Source organism: Streptomyces sp. NBC_00249, from assembly GCF_026342355.1.
Lineage (GTDB): Bacteria > Actinomycetota > Actinomycetes > Streptomycetales > Streptomycetaceae > Streptomyces.
The window spans coordinates 685,682-702,352 of record NZ_JAPEMV010000001.1; the positions used below are offsets into that span (position 1 = coordinate 685,682).

The 16,671-nt window shown below is 71.3% G+C and carries 7 protein-coding genes; all 7 read left to right on the forward strand.

The window, feature by feature from the left end; translation table 11 throughout:
• The 7 genes from OOK31_RS03095 (at nt 1) to OOK31_RS03125 (ending at nt 16,671) form a co-directional block, all read left to right on the forward strand.
• Nucleotides 1–10,731: a non-ribosomal peptide synthetase gene (locus OOK31_RS03095; RefSeq protein ID WP_267010762.1), complete on the forward strand. Its 10,731-nt coding sequence runs from the start codon at nt 1–3 to the stop codon at nt 10,729–10,731.
• 13 nt (nt 10,732–10,744) lie between these two features.
• Nucleotides 10,745–11,734, forward strand: coding sequence for a TauD/TfdA family dioxygenase (locus OOK31_RS03100; RefSeq protein ID WP_267010763.1), 990 nt, complete (start codon nt 10,745–10,747; stop codon nt 11,732–11,734).
• 182 nt (nt 11,735–11,916) lie between these two features.
• Nucleotides 11,917–12,126, forward strand: coding sequence for an MbtH family protein (locus OOK31_RS03105; RefSeq protein ID WP_267010764.1), 210 nt, complete (start codon nt 11,917–11,919; stop codon nt 12,124–12,126).
• A 1-nt stretch (nt 12,127) separates the two neighbouring features.
• Nucleotides 12,128–12,925: an alpha/beta fold hydrolase gene (locus OOK31_RS03110; RefSeq protein WP_267010765.1), complete on the forward strand. Its 798-nt coding sequence runs from the start codon at nt 12,128–12,130 to the stop codon at nt 12,923–12,925.
• A 25-nt stretch (nt 12,926–12,950) separates the two neighbouring features.
• Nucleotides 12,951–14,594, forward strand: coding sequence for a histidine ammonia-lyase (hutH, locus tag OOK31_RS03115; RefSeq protein ID WP_267010766.1), 1,644 nt, complete (start codon nt 12,951–12,953; stop codon nt 14,592–14,594).
• A gap of 51 nt (nt 14,595–14,645) precedes the next feature.
• Complete coding sequence (locus OOK31_RS03120; RefSeq protein WP_267010767.1) at nt 14,646–16,304, forward strand: long-chain fatty acid--CoA ligase; 1,659 nt, start codon at nt 14,646–14,648, stop codon at nt 16,302–16,304.
• On the forward strand, nt 16,285–16,671 hold the full coding sequence (locus OOK31_RS03125; RefSeq protein ID WP_267010768.1) for a nuclear transport factor 2 family protein: 387 nt from the start codon (nt 16,285–16,287) through the stop codon (nt 16,669–16,671). Before OOK31_RS03120 ends, OOK31_RS03125 begins: the two co-directional genes overlap by 20 nt.

A 16,671-nucleotide genomic window follows, 5' to 3' on the forward strand; every position in this document is an offset into this window, starting at 1 on the left:
ATGCAGTCCAAGTCCCCGTCCACGCCGCAGTCCCAGATCGAGGACATCCTGCCGCTGTCGCCGTTGCAGGAGGGGCTGCTGTTCCACGCCCTCTACGACACCGACAACGACACCCCCGACGTCTACGCCGTCCAGCTCGAACTCACCCTCGAAGGCGAACTCGACACCACCGCACTACACAACGCCGCCCAAACCCTCATCAACCGCCACCCCAACCTCCGCGCCGCCTTCCGCACCCGCGGCACCGACAACCCCATCCAAATCATCCCCCGCCACACCACCATCCCCTTCACCGAACACAACCTCACCCACCTCACCCCCACCCAAGCCCACACCCAACTCACCCACATCATCAACACCGACCGCACCACCCGCTTCGACCCCACCACACCCCCCCTCATCCGCATCACCCTCACCCACCTCACCCCCACCACCCACCACCTCCTCATCTCAAACCACCACATCCTCCTCGACGGATGGTCCATGCCCCTCGCCATCCGCGAACTCTTCACCCTCTACCAAACAAACGGAAACGACACCCACCTCCCCACCCCCACCCCCTACCGCACCTACCTCACCTGGCTCAACAACCAAAACCCCCACACCGCCACCACCACCTGGAAAAACCACCTCCACAACCTCACCCAACCCACCCTCCTCACCCCCCACACCACCCACCACACCCCCACCCCACCCCACTCCCACCACACCACCCTCCCCACCACCACCACCCACACCCTCCGCACCCAACTCCGCACCCACGGACTCACCCTCAACACCGCACTACAAACCGCCTGGACCCTCCTCCTCACCCACTACACCGGCAACCACGACATCGTCTTCGGCACCACCGTCTCCGGCCGACCCCCCGAAATCCCCGGCATCGAAGACATGATCGGCCTCTTCATCAACACCATCCCCACCCGCGCCACCACACACCCAACCGACACCCTCCTCACCCTCATGCACCGCCTCCAACACCAACAAGCCACCCTCCTCGACCACCACCACACCAGCCTCACCACCATCCACAACCTCACCCCCCACCCCCAACTCTTCGACACCACCCTCGTCTTCGAGAATTTCCCCATCCAGCGCGAGGAACTGGCGTCCCCCGCACCGGGTCTGAAGGTCACCAGCACCAAGGCACATGACGGTGTGCACTACCCGTTGAACCTCGTCGCCGCGCACAACCCCACCGACGACACCCTCCACCTCCGCCTCATCTACAACCCCCACGCCTACGACGAAGCCACCGCACACCGCATCACCGACCACCTCACCCACCTCCTCACCACCATCGCCACCCACCCCGAACAACCCCTCACCCACACCACCCCCCTCACCCCCCAAGAACACCTGAAGCTGACGCGCGACTGGGTTGCCGGCAGCTCGACGGATCCGGACGTCACGGGTGAGATCCGCCTGGACGAAGGCGAGTTGACGCTCACGGCGTTGTTCGAGGCGCAGGTCGGCCGGACCCCCGACGCACCCGCGCTCACCCAGGACGGCGTCACCCTCACCTACGCCGAGCTCAACGCCCGCGCCAACCAGCTGGCCCACCACCTCATCGAGCACGGCGCCCGCCCCGAACACCACATCGCACTCAACCTGCCGCGCTCCATCGACCTCGTCACCGCCACCCTCGCCACCCTCAAGGCCGGCGCCGCCTACCTCCCCCTCGACCCCGAGCACCCCGCCGACCGCATCGCCTACATGGTCGGCAACACCGCCCCCCTGCTCACCCTCACCGCCCTCCCCGACACCTCGGGCCGGCCCACCCACAACCCGGGCGTCCCCGTCCACCCCCACAACTCCGCCTACACGATCTACACGTCAGGCTCCACCGGCCGCCCCAAGGGCGTCACCATCACCCACCACAACCTCACCCACTACCTCCACAACTGCCGCACCCTCTACCCCACCCTCAACCACACCACCACCCTCCACTCCCCCCTCACCTTCGACCTCACCGTCACCGTCCTCCACGGCACCCTCACCACCGGAGGACACCTCCACATCACCAACCTCGAAACCACCCCCACCACCCCCACCACCTTCCTCAAAGCCACCCCCAGCCACCTCGACCTCCTCACCACACTCCCCCCCACCCACTCCCCCACCCACCACATCGTCCTCGGCGGCGAAGCCCTCCACGGCACCAACCTCCGCAACTGGCGCCAAACCCACCCCAACGTCACCATCCTCAACGAATACGGACCCACCGAAACCACCGTCGGCTGCACCACCCACCAAATCAACCCCGACGACCCCATCCACGACGGTGTCGTGGTGATCGGCCGCCCGATGGACGGCGTCCGCATGTACGTCCTCGACAAGCACCTGCGGCCCTCCCCCATCGGCATCGCGGGCGAGGTCTACATCGCCGGCGAGCTGCTGGCACGCGGGTACACCGGCCGGGCGGACCTCACCTCGGAGCGCTTCGTCGCGGACCCCTTCGGCGAGCCCGGCACGCGCATGTACCGCACGGGTGACCTGATGCGCTGGAACGACGAAGGTGTCCTGGAGTTCGTCTCGCGCGTCGACGACCAGGTGAAGGTCCGTGGTTTCCGGATCGAGCTCGGGGAGGTGAGCGCCGCCCTGATGTCGCACGAGGGCGTCGAGCAGGCCGCCGTGATCGTCCGGGAGGACCAGCCGGGTGACAAGCGGCTGACGGCCTACGTGGTGGCGGCCGACCCGGAGCGGGCCGTGGACCTGGCACGACTGCGGGAGCACGCCCAGGACTTCCTGCCCGAGTACATGGTTCCGTCCGCGTTCGTCGCCCTGGACGCGCTGCCCCTCACGTCGAACGGCAAGCTGGACGTGAAGGCCCTGCCGGCGCCCGAGCAGGCCGGCGGTCAGGGCGGGGTTCCCCGCACCCCGCAGGAGGAGATCCTCTGCGGCCTGTTCGCCGATGTCCTCGGCCTGCCCGCCGTCGGCATCGACGACGACTTCTTCACCCTGGGCGGGCACTCCCTCCTCGCCACCCGGCTCACCAGCCGCATCCGCGCCGTGCTGCGCACGGACCTGTCCATCCGGGCGGTGTTCGAGCGTCCGACCGTCGCCGCGCTGGCGCGCCTGATCGCGGAGTCCGCGTCGGACTCCGGCGCGGCCCGCCCCGCGGTCGTCGTCGCCGACCGCCCGGCCGCGCCGCCGCTCTCCTTCGCCCAGCAGCGGCTCTGGTTCCTCAACCAGCTGGACCGCAGCAGCGCCACGTACAACGTTCCGCTGGCGCTGCGGCTGAGCGGTGACCTGGACGTCGAGGCGCTGAGGGCCGCCGTGGGTGACGTACTCATGCGGCACGAAAGCCTGCGCACGCTGTTCCCGCAGACCGACGGACATCCCCGGCAGCAGGTCCTTCCCGACGTCCGCGCCGTCCTCCCCGTGACGCCGGTGTCGGAGGAAGAGCTCCCCGCGGCGCTCGCGGCGGAGGCCCGGGGCGGATTCGACCTGGGCGTCGACATGCCGGTCCGTGCCCGGCTGTTCACCACCGCCGCCTCGGAGGCCGTCCTCCTGCTGGTCGTGCACCACATCGCCGCCGACGGCTGGTCCATGGCACCGCTCGCCCGCGACCTGTCCACGGCCTACGCCGCCCGCGCCGACGGCCGCGCCCCGGGCTGGGAGCCGCTGCCCGCGCAGTACGTCGACTACGCGCTGTGGCAGCGCACCCTGCTGGGCGACGAGAACGACCCCGGCAGCCTGACGTCCACGCAGCTGGACTTCTGGAAGCGGGAGCTCGAAGGGATTCCCGCGGGGATCGACCTGCCCGTGGACAGGAAGGGCGAGAGCGTTTCGTACGACCGGGCCGGCTCCGTTCCGCTGCACGTTCCGGCCCAGCTGCACGCACGGCTGGACGCCCTGGCACGCCAGCACGGCACCAGCATGTTCATGGTGGTGCAGGCCGCCTTCGCGGTGCTGCTGTCCAAGCTCGGTGCGGGCACGGACATCCCCGTCGGCACCCCGGTGGCCGGCCGGAGCGACGAAGCGCTGAACGACCTGGTCGGCTTCTTCGTCAACACGCTGGTGCTCCGCACGGACCTCTCCGGGAACCCGACCTTCGCCGAACTGCTGGGCCGGGTCCGCACGTCCGACCTCGCCGCCTACGCGCACCAGGACCTGCCGTTCGAGCACCTGGTGGAGGTGCTGAACCCGGAGCGGTCCCTCGACCGGCACCCGCTGTTCCAGGTCATGATCATGTTCCAGAACAACGCCCGCGCCTCCCTCGCGCTCCCCGGACTGCGGGTGAGCCAGGAGCCGCTGGACTTCACGGTGTCGAAGTTCGACCTGTCGCTGGCGATCAGCGAGCGCCGTGGGCAGGCCGGCGACCACGAGGGCATGGAAGGCAGCCTGGACTACCGCTCCGACCTGTTCGACGCCGCGACGGTCGAGGCCATGGCCGAGCGCCTCGTACACGTCCTGAACACGGTGGCCGAGGCTCCCAGGACCCGTCTGGACGGCCTTGACGTGCTGGCTCCGGTGGAGCGTGCGGCGGTGCTGGAGGGGTGGAACGACACGGCTCTGGCGGACGCCGCCGGGTCGGTGGTCGAGCGGTTCGAGGCACGGGCGGCAGCGGATCCCGACGCGGTCGCGGTGTCCTGCGCCGGCCGTGAACTGACCTACGGCCAGCTCGACGCACGCGCCGGACGCCTCGCCGCACAGCTGTCCGCGCTCGGCGCGCGCCCCGAGCGCCTCGTGGCGGTGGCGCTGCCGCGCTCACCGGAACTCCTGATCGCCCTGCTCGCGGTCCTCAAGTCCGGCGCCGGGTACGTGCCGGTGGACCCCGGCTACCCGGCCGAACGCATCGCGGCCGTCCTCACCGACGCCACCCCGCAGGCCGTACTGACCAGCCGCGAAGTCCTGGACACCGGCATCCTCCCCCACACCGGCCCCTTCGCACCGGCCCACCTGCTCCTCGAGGACCTCGAAGCCCTCGAAACCCCTGACGCGGCTCCGGTGACGGGCACGGCCCCCCTCGCGGACAACCCCGCCTACGTCATCTACACCTCGGGCTCCACCGGCCGCCCCAAGGGCGTCACCGTCACCCACGGCAACCTCGCCAACCTCCTGACCGCCATCCAGCAACGCATCCCCCTCACCCCCACCGACAACTGGCTGGCGGTCACCACGGTCGCCTTCGACATCGCGCACCTGGAGCTGTTCGGGCCGCTCACTCGGGGCGCCCGGGTGGTCATCGCCGCCTCCGAGGAGGCCAAGGACCCCGCCGCGCTGGCACGCCTGATCACCTCCCACCAGGTCACCGTCATGCAGGCCACCCCCACCACCTGGCAGATGCTCGCCGCCGAAGCCCCCCACGTACTCCACGGCCTGCGCAAACTCACCGGCGGCGAAGCCCTGCCCCCCGCCCTCGCCGACCAACTGCGCACGGCGGGCGAAGGCGACGTGCACAACGTGTACGGCCCGACCGAGACCACCATCTGGTCGACGGCGGACCGCCTGGCCGACGAGAGTGCCGGGGCGGCCGCGGTACCCATCGGCACGCCGCTGGCCAACACCCGTGTCTACGTCCTCGACCGGTCACTCCAGCCGGTTCCGGTAGGGGTCGCCGGTGAGCTCTACATCGCGGGCGCGGGTGTCGTGCGCGGCTACCACCAGCGCCCGGACCTGACCTCGGAGCGGTTCGTGGCCGATCCGTTCGGCCCCCTCGGCTCTCGCATGTACCGCGCGGGCGACCTCGTGCGGTGGCGCGCCGACGGCCGGCTGGAGTACCTCGGACGCACCGACCACCAGGTCAAGGTGCGGGGTCACCGCATCGAGCTGGGCGAGATCGAGTCCGTCCTGTCCGGCTCCGGGCTGGTCGAGCAGAGCGCCGTGGTGGTCCGTGAGGACCACGACGGGGACAGGCGCATCACCGCCTACGTGGTACCGCGTCGGCGTGAGCGCGACACCGCGCAGGAGCGGCAGCAGGTCGAGAACTGGTCGGCCGCGTACGACGCCTACTACGAGAACCCCGCCTCGGCCGTGCTGGGCGAGGACTTCGGGATCTGGAACGACAGTTACGGCGGCGAGCCGATCCCCGGCGCCGAGATGCGGCACTGGCGGTCGGCGGCGGTGGACCGCATCCGCGCGCTGCGGCCGCGCCGCGTGCTGGAGATCGGCGTCGGCACGGGCCTGATCCTGGCCCATGTGGCCCCGCACTGCGAGACGTACTGGGGTACGGACATCTCGCCCGTGGTCATCGGCACCCTGCGCGAGCAGGTGGCGCGGGAGGCCTCGCTGTCCGAGCGGGTGGAACTGCGCACGCAGCCCGCCCACGATGTGACCGGACTGGCGGAGGGGTTCTTCGACACGATCGTGCTGAACTCGGTGGTCCAGTACTTCCCGAGCGGGAACTACCTGGCCGAGGTGCTGGAGAGCGTCTCGCGCCTGCTCGCGCCGGGCGGTTCGGTGTTCGTCGGTGACGTCCGCCACCGGCGGCTGCACCGCAGCTTCGCCGCATCCGTGGCCCTGCACCAGGCGGAGCCGGGGGCGGACGCGGCGGCGCTGCTGCGGACCGTCGAGCAGAACATGGCGCGGGAGCAGGAGCTGCTGGTCGACCCCGAGTTCTTCACCGGCTTCGCGGGACCGGGGGCCGTGGTCGACGTACGGACCAAGGACGGCGGGTACGACAACGAGCTCACCCGCTACCGGTACGACATCGTGCTCCGTCCGCGGACGGTCGGCGCGCCGACGGTGGACGCGGCTCCGCAGCTGCTGTGGGGCCGGGACCTGAGCGGCGTCGACGGGCTGGCGGCCGTGCTGGCCGACCGGCGGCAGGAGGCCCTCCGGGTCGTCGACGTACCCAACGCCCGGCTCGTCGGGCACCTCGCCGCGCTGCGCGCCCTGGAGGCGGGCACCGCGCCGCGGGACATCACCGCCGAGGCCGCGGGAGAGCGTCGGGGCGTGCCGACGCACGCGGAGCTGGAGGCCGTCGCGGCGGCCCACGGCTACCGGGTGGCGGTCACGTGGTCCGCGACGGGCGGTCCCGGCCGGCTGGACGCCGTCTTCGTACCCGAGGACACCTCCGACGGCGCGTCCGGGGACCGGGTGTGGTCCGGTGTGTACGGGCCGACCGCGGCGACGGGGACCGGTCCGTACACGCCGGGTCTGTGGACGAACGCGCCGCACCATGCGGTGGACACGGCATCGCTGGTCGAGGGCCTGCGTGCCCATGTGCAGCGGGTGCTGCCCGAGTACATGGTCCCGTCGGCGTTCGTCACCCTGGACCGGCTGCCGCTCACCCCGAACGGCAAGCTCGACCGCAAGGCCCTGCCGAAGCCCGAGGTGGCGACCGGTTCGGGCCAGAGGCCGGCCGGGCCGCTGCAGGAGATCCTGTGCGGGCTGTTCGCGGACGTCCTCGGGGTGGAGGGTGTCGGGGTCGACGACGACTTCTTCGCCCTCGGCGGGCACTCCCTGCTCGCGACGCGGCTGGCCAGCCGCGTCCGTACGGTGCTCGGCCGTGAGCTCGACCTGCGGATGCTGTTCGAGGCGCCCACGGTCACGGAGCTGGCGGCCCGGCTGGACGGTTCCTCGGAGGTGCGGATCCCGCTCGTGACGAGGGCGCGTCCGCAGCGTCTGGCGCTGTCGTTCGCGCAGCGCAGGCTGTGGTTCCTGGGCCGGTACGGCGACGCCGGTTCGGCGTACAACATGCCGGTGGTGGTCCGGCTGAAGGGTGTGCTCGACGAGACGGCCCTGAGGGCTTCGGTGGCCGATGTGGTCGGCCGGCACGAGGTGCTGCGGACCGTGATCGCCGAGAGCGAGGGCGAGCCGTTCCAGGAGATCCGGTCTGCGGACACGCCCGTCCCGTTCGAGGTGGTCGCCTGCGCGGAGGGCGAGCTCGCGGGCCGGCTCAGCGAGGCGTCCCGCCATGTGTTCGACCTCCAGAGCGAGATCCCGCTGCGGGTGACGGTGTTCCAGGTCGGGGCGGGTGAGTGGGTGCTGCTGGTGCTGATGCACCACATCGCCTCCGACGGCTGGTCCACCACCCCCTTCCTGAACGACCTCGGGCAGGCCTACACCGCACGCCTGGAGGCGGGTGCGGCGCCGGTGTGGGAGGAACTCCCCGTCCAGTACGCCGACTACACGCTCTGGCAGCAGGACCTGCTCGGCGACCCCGCCGACCCCGGATCGCTGTTCGCGCGGCAGCTGGGCTACTGGATGCAGAACCTGACCGGTGCACCGGAGGAGTTGGCCCTCCCCCTGGACCGGCCGCGTCCGGCGGAGCCCTCGCACGAGGGCGCCATGGCCCTGTTCGACATCGACGCGGACACCCACCACCAGCTCGCAGCGCTGGCACGGTCGACGAACACCAGCATGTTCATGGTCTTCCAGGCCGCCATCGCTGCCACGCTGACCCGCCTTGGCGCGGGCACCGACATTCCCATCGGCATCCCCATCGCGGGACGCACCGACGACGCCCTCGACGACCTCGTCGGATTCTTCGTCAACACCCTCGTCCTGCGCACCGACACCACCGGCGATCCGACGTTCCGCGACCTCCTCAACCGCGTCCGGGACACCGACCTCGCCGCGTATGCGCATCAGGACCTGCCGTTCGAGTCCCTCGTCGAAGCCGTCAACCCGCAGCGGACCCTGGCCCGTCACCCCCTCTTCCAGATCATGCTCGCGTACCACAACACCTCGCGCGCCACCCTGGAACTGCCGGGCCTCCACCTCGAGGCCGAACCGGGTGCCGAGGCTCCCGCCCTCTTCGACCTGGCCTTCAACATCGCCGAGAGCCACGACGACTCCACCACCCCCGCAGGCATCAGCGGCGGCCTCCAGTACGCGACGGACCTGTTCGACCGCACCACGGCCGAGCGGATCGCCGCCTACCTCACCCGCCTCCTCACCGCCGCGGCCGGCCACCCCGACGCACCCCTGCACACCCTGGAGATGGTGCCGGACACCGAGTTGCTCCAGCTGACCGGTCTGGGTACGGGCACCAGCACACCGTCCGGCACGCCGGTACCGCTGCTGACGCAGGTCTTCGAGGAGCAGGTCCGGCGGACGCCGCAGGCACCGGCCGTGACCTTCGAGGACCTCACGCTGTCCTTCGAGGAGCTGAACGAGCGTGCCAACCGGCTGGCCCACTACCTGATCGGCCGGGGTGCCGGGCCCGAACGGACGGTGGCTCTGAACGTCCCGCGCTCGGTGGACATGGTGGTCGGTCTCCTCGGCACGCTGAAGTCCGGTGCGGCCTACCTGCCCATCGACCCGGACTACCCGGCCGACCGCATCGCGTACATGCTCGCCAACACGGAGCCGCTGCTGACGCTGACGGCGCTGCCCGACACCGACGGCCTGCCCTCCGGCAACCCGGAGGTCCCGGTCCGCCCCGACCACGCCGTGTACACCATCTACACGTCGGGTTCGACCGGCCGGCCGAAGGGTGTCGTCGTGACGCACGGCTCCCTGGCGAACGTGTTCCACAGCCACCAGGACTACCTGCACACCGAGGAACACCACCGGCAGCCGGGTCAGGTGAACTCCGCGCTGATCGCCTCGATCTCCTTCGACGCGTCGTGGGACCCGCTGATGTGGCTGTTCAGCGGCCACCGGCTGCACGTGCTGAGCACCGACGTCGCACGGAACGCGAAGAAGCTGGTCGACTACATCGCCGAGGAGTCGGTGCACTTCATCGACGTGACCCCGTCGTACTTCGCCGAGCTGGTGGAGTACGGGCTCCTGGAGGAGGGGCGCACCGAGCTGTCGATGGTGATGGTCGGCGGCGAGGCGATCGGTGACGGACTGTGGCAGGAGCTCCGGGACAATCCGAGGCTGTGCGGCTGCAACTACTACGCGCCGAGCGAGTGCACGGTCGACTCCCTGGGGCACCACACCTCCGACGGTGTCCGTCCGATGCTCGGATCGCCGCTGCGCAACACCCGCGTGTACGTGCTCGACGACCTGCTGTGCCCGGTGCCGTCGGGCGTGGCCGGTGAGCTGTACGTGGCGGGTGAGGGTCTGGCCCGTGGGTACGTGAACCAGCCCGGCAGGACGGCGGAGCGGTTCACGGCCGATCCGTTCGGTGCGCCCGGAGCCCGTATGTACCGCACCGGTGACCTGGTGCGCCGGAACGCGGACGGGATGCTGGAGTTCCTGGGCCGCGTCGACGACCAGGTCAAGGTGCGCGGGTTCCGCATCGAGCTCGGTGAGATCGAGGCCGCGCTGGGCGCGCACCCCGCGGTCGCGCAGTGCTCGGTGATCGTGCGGGAGGACCGTCCCGGGGACCAGCGGCTGGCCGCGTACGTCGTACCGGCGGACGAGCCCGCGCTCCCCCACCCGGAGGACCTGCGGAGCCTGCTGCGGGAGACCCTGCCCGACTACATGCTGCCTTCGGCGTTCGTGGTCATGGAGCGGCTGCCGCTGACGACGAACGGGAAGCTCGACCGCAAGGCGCTCCCGGTGCCGGACCACGCGCCCGCCGCCGGTGGCGGGCGCGGGCCGCGCACCGAGCACGAGGAGGTGCTCTGCGCCCTGTTCGCGGAGGTGCTGGGGCTGGAGAAGGTCGGCATCGACGACGACTTCTTCCGGCTGGGCGGGCATTCGCTGCTGGCGACGCGGCTGGTCAGCCGGGTCCGTAGCCGGCTCGGTGTGGAGCTTTCCATCCGGGCGCTGTTCGACGCGCCGACCGTCGCCGGCATCGCGCCGCACACGGCGCCCGCCGCGGCCACCGCGGCGCCGAGGCGGCCCGCTCTCACGGCTCGCCGCAGGCCCACCCCTTCGAATTGAGGAACGACATCACATGACGAGTTCGATACCTGTCCCTGCCCGTACCGGTGTCCACGAGCTGGATCCCGCGGAGGCCGTGGCGGCCCGTGACGTGGCGCGGCGGCTCGTCGCCACGGCCGACGGGGCGGTGGACGACGACAAGTGGATCTCGGCGGCGCGGGCGGCCTGGGAGGAGCTGCCGCTGTCGCTGCGGCACGCGGTGCGCTCCTTCCGCCGGCATTCGGGAAGCCGTGGCACGCTGCTGCTGCGCGGTCTGCCGGTGGCGGTGGAGGAACTTCCGGCGACGCCGGGCCACGCGTCGTCGGTGCAGCGGGAAGCGACGGTGCCCGCCGCGCTGATCATGGCCGTGGCGTCGGGGCTGGGGGATCCGATCGCGTTCGCGGCGGAGAAGTCCGGTGCGATGGTGCAGGACGTGGTCCCGGTGCCCGGCCGGGAGGAGTTCCAGGGCAACGCGGGCTCGGTGCGGCTGTCGTTCCACAACGAGAACGCTTTCCATCCGCACCGGCCGGACTATGTGCTGCTGATCTGCCTGCGGCCGGATCACGACCGGGTCGCGGGGACCAGTACGGCGTCCGTGCGCGAGGTGCTGCCGCTGCTCTCCGCGGAGGGCCGGGAGGCCCTGCACGCGGCGGAGTTCACGACGGCGGCCCCGCCGTCGTTCGGCGGCGGGGCCGGCGGCGAGGGGGCGCGGGCGCATGCCGTGCTGACGGGTCCTGCGGAGGATCCTGATCTCCGGGTGGACCTGGCGGCGACCCGGCCGCTGACCGGGCGGGCGGAGCGGGCGCTCGCCGAGCTCGCCGACGTCTTCGAGACGGTCGGGCAGACCCAGGTGCTGACCACCGGGGATCTGGTCATCGTGGACAACCGGATCGCGGTGCACGGGCGTTCGCGGTTCACGCCGCGGTACGACGGTTCGGACCGCTGGCTGCAGCGGACCTTCGTCGCCGCCGACGTACGCCGGTGCCGGGCGCACCGGGCGGGCGACGGCAACGTCCTGAGCTGAACCGCACGCCGCGCAAGGCGAGTCGGTGGCGTCCCGGCTGGCAGTTTGCTGTCGGCGCCACCCCCTGCCAGCGAGATCCCTTGGCCGCCCGGTGGCGGCCTCGCAGAATCCTTGGAGGGGGAGGGCACGCGGCCTCTCCCCCTCCTCTCCCCTTCTTCCGATTCCGATCGACGGAGCACACCATGACGAACCCGTTCGAGGACGACAGCGCCGCCTTCTGCGTCCTGGTCAACCACGAGAACCAGCACTCGCTCTGGCCCGCCTTCCGTGAGGTGCCGGCCGGCTGGACGGTGGTGTTCAGCGCCGACAACCGCAAGGACTGCCTGGACTACGTGAACGAGAACTGGACCGACATGCGGCCGAAGAGCCTCGTGGAAGCGATGCGGGGCTGACATGCCGCTGCTGCAGAGCAACGGGGTCGTCCTGGAGTACGAGGTGAACGGCTCCGGCGAGCCGGTCCTGCTGGTCATGGGGACCGGCGCGGACCGGCGGCCGTGGCACTTGCACCAGGTGCCCGCGCTCGTCGAGGCCGGATACCGGGCGATCACGTTCAACAACCGTGGCATCGCGCCGAGCACCGGCGGCGCGGAGCCCTACACCCTGCGCGACCTCGCCGGGGACGTGGCGGGCCTGCTGGAGCAACTCGCCTCCGGGCCCTGCCTGGTGGTCGGTTTCTCGATGGGGGCGCACGTGGTGCAGCAGCTCCTGATGGACCGCCCGGAGCTGGTGTCGCGGGCCGTGCTCATCGGCACGACGGGCCGTACCGACACCATGCGGCGGGCGATGCGCGAGGCGGAACGCCTCGTGTACGACCGGCAGGTGGATCTGCCGCCCCGTCAGCGAGCCGTTTCCACGGCGCTGGAGAACCTGTCCCGTGCCACCCTCGCCGACGAGTCGGCGGTACGCGACTGGCTGGACATCTTCGAGTACGCGCAGCCCACCGGGCCGGGCGGCCGCGCCCAGCTGGATCTGGAACTGGACGCGGAGCACCTCGCACGGTGCGCCGCGATCACCACGCCCTGCCACGTCATCGCGTTCTCGGACGACGTCATCGCCCCGCCGCACCTGGGCCGGGAGGTGGCGCAGGCGATCCCCGGCTGCACCTTCGAGGAGGTGGCGGGCTGTGGCCACTTCGGCTATCTGGAGAACCCGTCGGCGGTGAACGCCTCCCTCCTCAAGCACTTCTCGTGACCGGCCCTTCCGTACGCCCACCCGCTTGCACGATTGGACACACAACGTGGACGACTCCACCGCCCTGGCGACGCTCCCGGTGACGGACATCCTGGTCGACGGGCACACCTTGTCCCTGGACACCGTGGCCGCGGTGGGCCGGGGCGTGCCCGGTCTGCGGGTCACCGTGCCCGGGGACGCGGACCGGCGCATGGCCGCCTCGCGGGAGCTGAAGCGGAAGCTCATCGCCACCGGCATCCCCATCTACGGGGTGACCTCGGGCTTCGGCGACAGCAACACCCGTCAGATATCGGAGGTCAAGACCGAGGAGCTGCAGCGCAACCTGCTGCGCTTCCTGGGCAGCGGCCTCGGCCCGGTCGCCCGGCCGGACGTGGTGCGGGCCACGCTGCTGATCCGTGCCAACTGCCTGGCACGGGGCCACTCGGGGGTGCGGCCGCAGCTGGTGCGGCTGCTGCTGGACTGTCTTGCCGAGGACATCCTGCCGCTGATCCCGGAGCGGGGTTCGGTGGGTGCCAGCGGTGACCTGGTACCGCTCAGCTACATCGGCCGGATGCTCACCGGAGAGGGCGAGGTACTGCACCGCGGCGAGCGGACGGACGCGGCTGCCGCCCTGGCGGCCGCCGGGCTGCGGCCGGTCGTGCTGGAGGCCAAGGAGGGGCTGGCCGTGGTGAACGGCACCTCCTTCATGTCCGGTTTCGCGACCATGGCGATGGACCGTGCGGCGCAGCTCGCCTTCGCCGCCGACCTGTGCACGGCGCTGACCAGTCAGGTGCTGCGCGGCAACCCGGCGCACTTCGCGGACTTCCTGTTCGAGCAGAAGCCGCACGCGGGGACCCGCGGGAGTGCGGCGCGGGTCCGGCAGCTGCTGAAGGGCTCGCAGTCCTTCGACCAGCAGACCGAGCGGGAGGCGGTCATCCCGGGCGACGTCGACTTCCGGGAGCTGGACAAGCCGATCCAGGACCGGTATTCGATCCGCTGCGCGCCGCACGTGACCGGTGTGCTGGCCGACGCGCTGGTGTGGGCGGGTGACTGGATGACGACGGAGATCAACTCCTCGAACGACAACCCGCTCTTCGACGTGGCGGCCGGAGTGGCCCGCAACGGGGGCAACTTCTACGGTGGCCACGTCGGCCTCGCGATGGACTCCCTGAAGACGGCGCTCGCCAGTGTGGGCGATCTGCTGGACCGCCAGCTGGAACTCGTCGTGGACGAGAAGTTCAACAACGGGCTCACGCCGAACCTCATCCCGTGGATCGAGCCGGGAGACGGTCAGGCCGGGCTGTTCCACGGGTTCAAGGGCATGCAGATCACGGCGTCCTCCCTGGTCGCCGAGGCCCTGAAGAACACCATGCCGGCGACTTCGTTCTCGCGTTCCACCGAGGCCCACAACCAGGACAAGGTCAGCATGGGCACGATCGCCGCCCGGGACGCCTACACGGTCGCCGGCCTGGTCGAGCAGGTGGCCGCGATCCACCTGCTGGCCCTGTGCCAGGCAGCAGACCTGCGCGGCGCGCAGCAGCTCAGCCCGGCGACCCGGGCCGCCCACGAAGCGGTCCGCGCGGTGTCCCCGTTCCTCGACGCGGACCGTCCGCTGGCCGGGGACATCGAGCGGGTGGCCGAGCTGATCGGGTCCGGCCGCCTGCAGGCCGCCGTCACCCGCCTTCCGTAACCCCCGCCGGGCCAACCCACTGGGCCGCCCTCTGTCACCGTTGGAGCATCCGTGCACACCGTCATGTCCGGAGCCGGCACCAGAGCCGAGCTCAGTCCCGCCGCCGCCGTCCGCCGCCATGCCGTGCGCCGGGGGGAGGCCGTCGCGCTCGTCTACCGGTCGCCCGCCGTCGGCGGCGCGGCGGGGAGCACCGTCACGGAGGTGTCGTACCGCGAGCTGGACGACCGCTCCGGGAGGCTGGCCCGTGCCCTGGTGGACACGGGTGTCGAGGCCGGTGACCGGGTCGCGTACCTGGGCCTCAACAGTCCGGCGCTGATCTCGACGCTGCTGGCCTGTTCGGCGGTGGGGGCGGTGTTCGTCCCGGTGAACCACCGGCTGTCCGCCGACGAGGTGGCGGACGTCCTGGCCGACTGCGATCCGCGGGTCGTGGTGGCCGAGGCGGGGCAGGAGGTGCTGGCCGACGCCGTCGTGCCCGGTCTCGCGGTGAAGGCGGTACTGGGCGTCGGTGAGGACGGGCGGGCGCCCGGGGCGCGGCCGCCGCTCGGCGCGGAGCCCGTACCGGTGGGCGAGGACACGCTCGCGGCGCTCCTCTACACCTCCGGCAGCACCGGCCGGCCCAAGGGGGTCGTGCTCACGCACGGCAACCTGTGGTGGAACTGCGTCAACGTGTGGTCGTCGCTGGACACGCGGCCGGACGACGTGGTGCTGGTCGCGGCGCCCATGTTCCACATCGGCGGCCTGAACGCACTCACCCTGCCGACGCTGCTGCGCGGCGGGACCGTGGTCGTGCACCGGGCCTTCGACCCCCGCGCCTGCCTGGACGCGCTCGTGACCCACGGGGTGACGGGGTTCTTCGGGGTGCCGGCCATGTTCGCGGCGCTGGCGGACCTGCCGGAGTTCCCCGCGGCCGACCTGTCGCGGCTGCGCTGCGCGGTGGTCGCGGGAGCTCCGGTCCCGCCGCGGCTGATCCGCCGCTACGCCGGGCACGGGGTGTTGCTCCAGCAGGCTTGGGGGCTGACGGAGACGGCTCCGTTCGCCACCTACCTGCCGCCCGAGGAGACGGGCGCGCGGACCGGTTCGGCGGGTGTCGCCATGCCCTACACGCAGGTTCGGGTGGCCGACCCGGCCGACCCGGCGGCGTCGGCGGCACCCCGGGTGCCCGGGGAGATCCTGGTCCGCGGGCCGAACGTCACCCCGGGGTACTGGAACAACGCGGAGGCCACCGCCCTGTCGTTCACCGAGGACGGCTGGTTCCGCACGGGCGACATCGGCCACCTCGACGAGGACGGCTACCTGTGGGTCGTCGACCGGCTCAAGGAAATGATCATCAGCGGCGGGGAGAACATCTACCCCGCCGAAGTCGAACGGCACCTGACCGAACTCCCCGGGATCCGGGACGCCGCGGTGATCGGCGTACCCGACCCCACCTGGGGGGAGACCGTGGCCGCGGTGGTCGTGCCCGAGGACGGCGGGCCCGCGCTCGACGCGGTGCGCGACGCGCTCGCGGCCCGGCTCGCCCGCTACAAGCTCCCCCGCGTCCTGGTCACCGTCCCGGCCCTGCCCCGCAACGGCAGCGGGAAGACCGACAAGCCCGAACTGCGCCGATGGGCGCGCGCCGGCACCTGGCCCGCGGGAACGCGCACCGAGACCACGGCCGCCGGCTCCTCCCGCGAAGACGAAAGGAACACCCATGCCCTCGCAGCACGCTGACACCATGACGGCGACGGACCCGGAGCGGACCGTACGCGACTACTACCTGAAGGTGGACGCCGGCAACATCCGCGGGCTCGTCGACCTGTTCGCCCCGGACGCCCAGTACCTGCGCCCCGGCTACGAGCCGATCGTCGGGCACGACGGCCTGGAGCACTTCTACACGGCGGAACGCGTCATCGAATCCGGGCTGCACAGCCTGGACCAGCTGATCGCCAGCGGCCGCAACGTCGCCGTGCGCGGTGAGTTCCGGGGCAGGCTGAAGAACGGGCACGACGCGTCGCTGCGTTTCGCCGACTTCTTCACCCTGACCGACAACGGGCTGATCGCCGGCCGTCAGACGTTCTTCGACTCCCCCCTGGTGTGA

Bases quoted from the DNA above. Each gene is read 5' to 3' on its own strand.
- OOK31_RS03095 (WP_267010762.1), top strand. From the start codon at position 1: ATGCAGTCCAAGTCCCCGTCCACGCCGCAGTCCCAGATCGAGGACATC.
- OOK31_RS03100 (WP_267010763.1), top strand. From the start codon at position 10,745: ATGACGAGTTCGATACCTGTCCCTGCCCGTACCGGTGTCCACGAGCTG.
- OOK31_RS03105 (WP_267010764.1), top strand. From the start codon at position 11,917: ATGACGAACCCGTTCGAGGACGACAGCGCCGCCTTCTGCGTCCTGGTC.
- OOK31_RS03110 (WP_267010765.1), top strand. From the start codon at position 12,128: ATGCCGCTGCTGCAGAGCAACGGGGTCGTCCTGGAGTACGAGGTGAAC.
- OOK31_RS03125 (WP_267010768.1), top strand. From the start codon at position 16,285: ATGCCCTCGCAGCACGCTGACACCATGACGGCGACGGACCCGGAGCGG.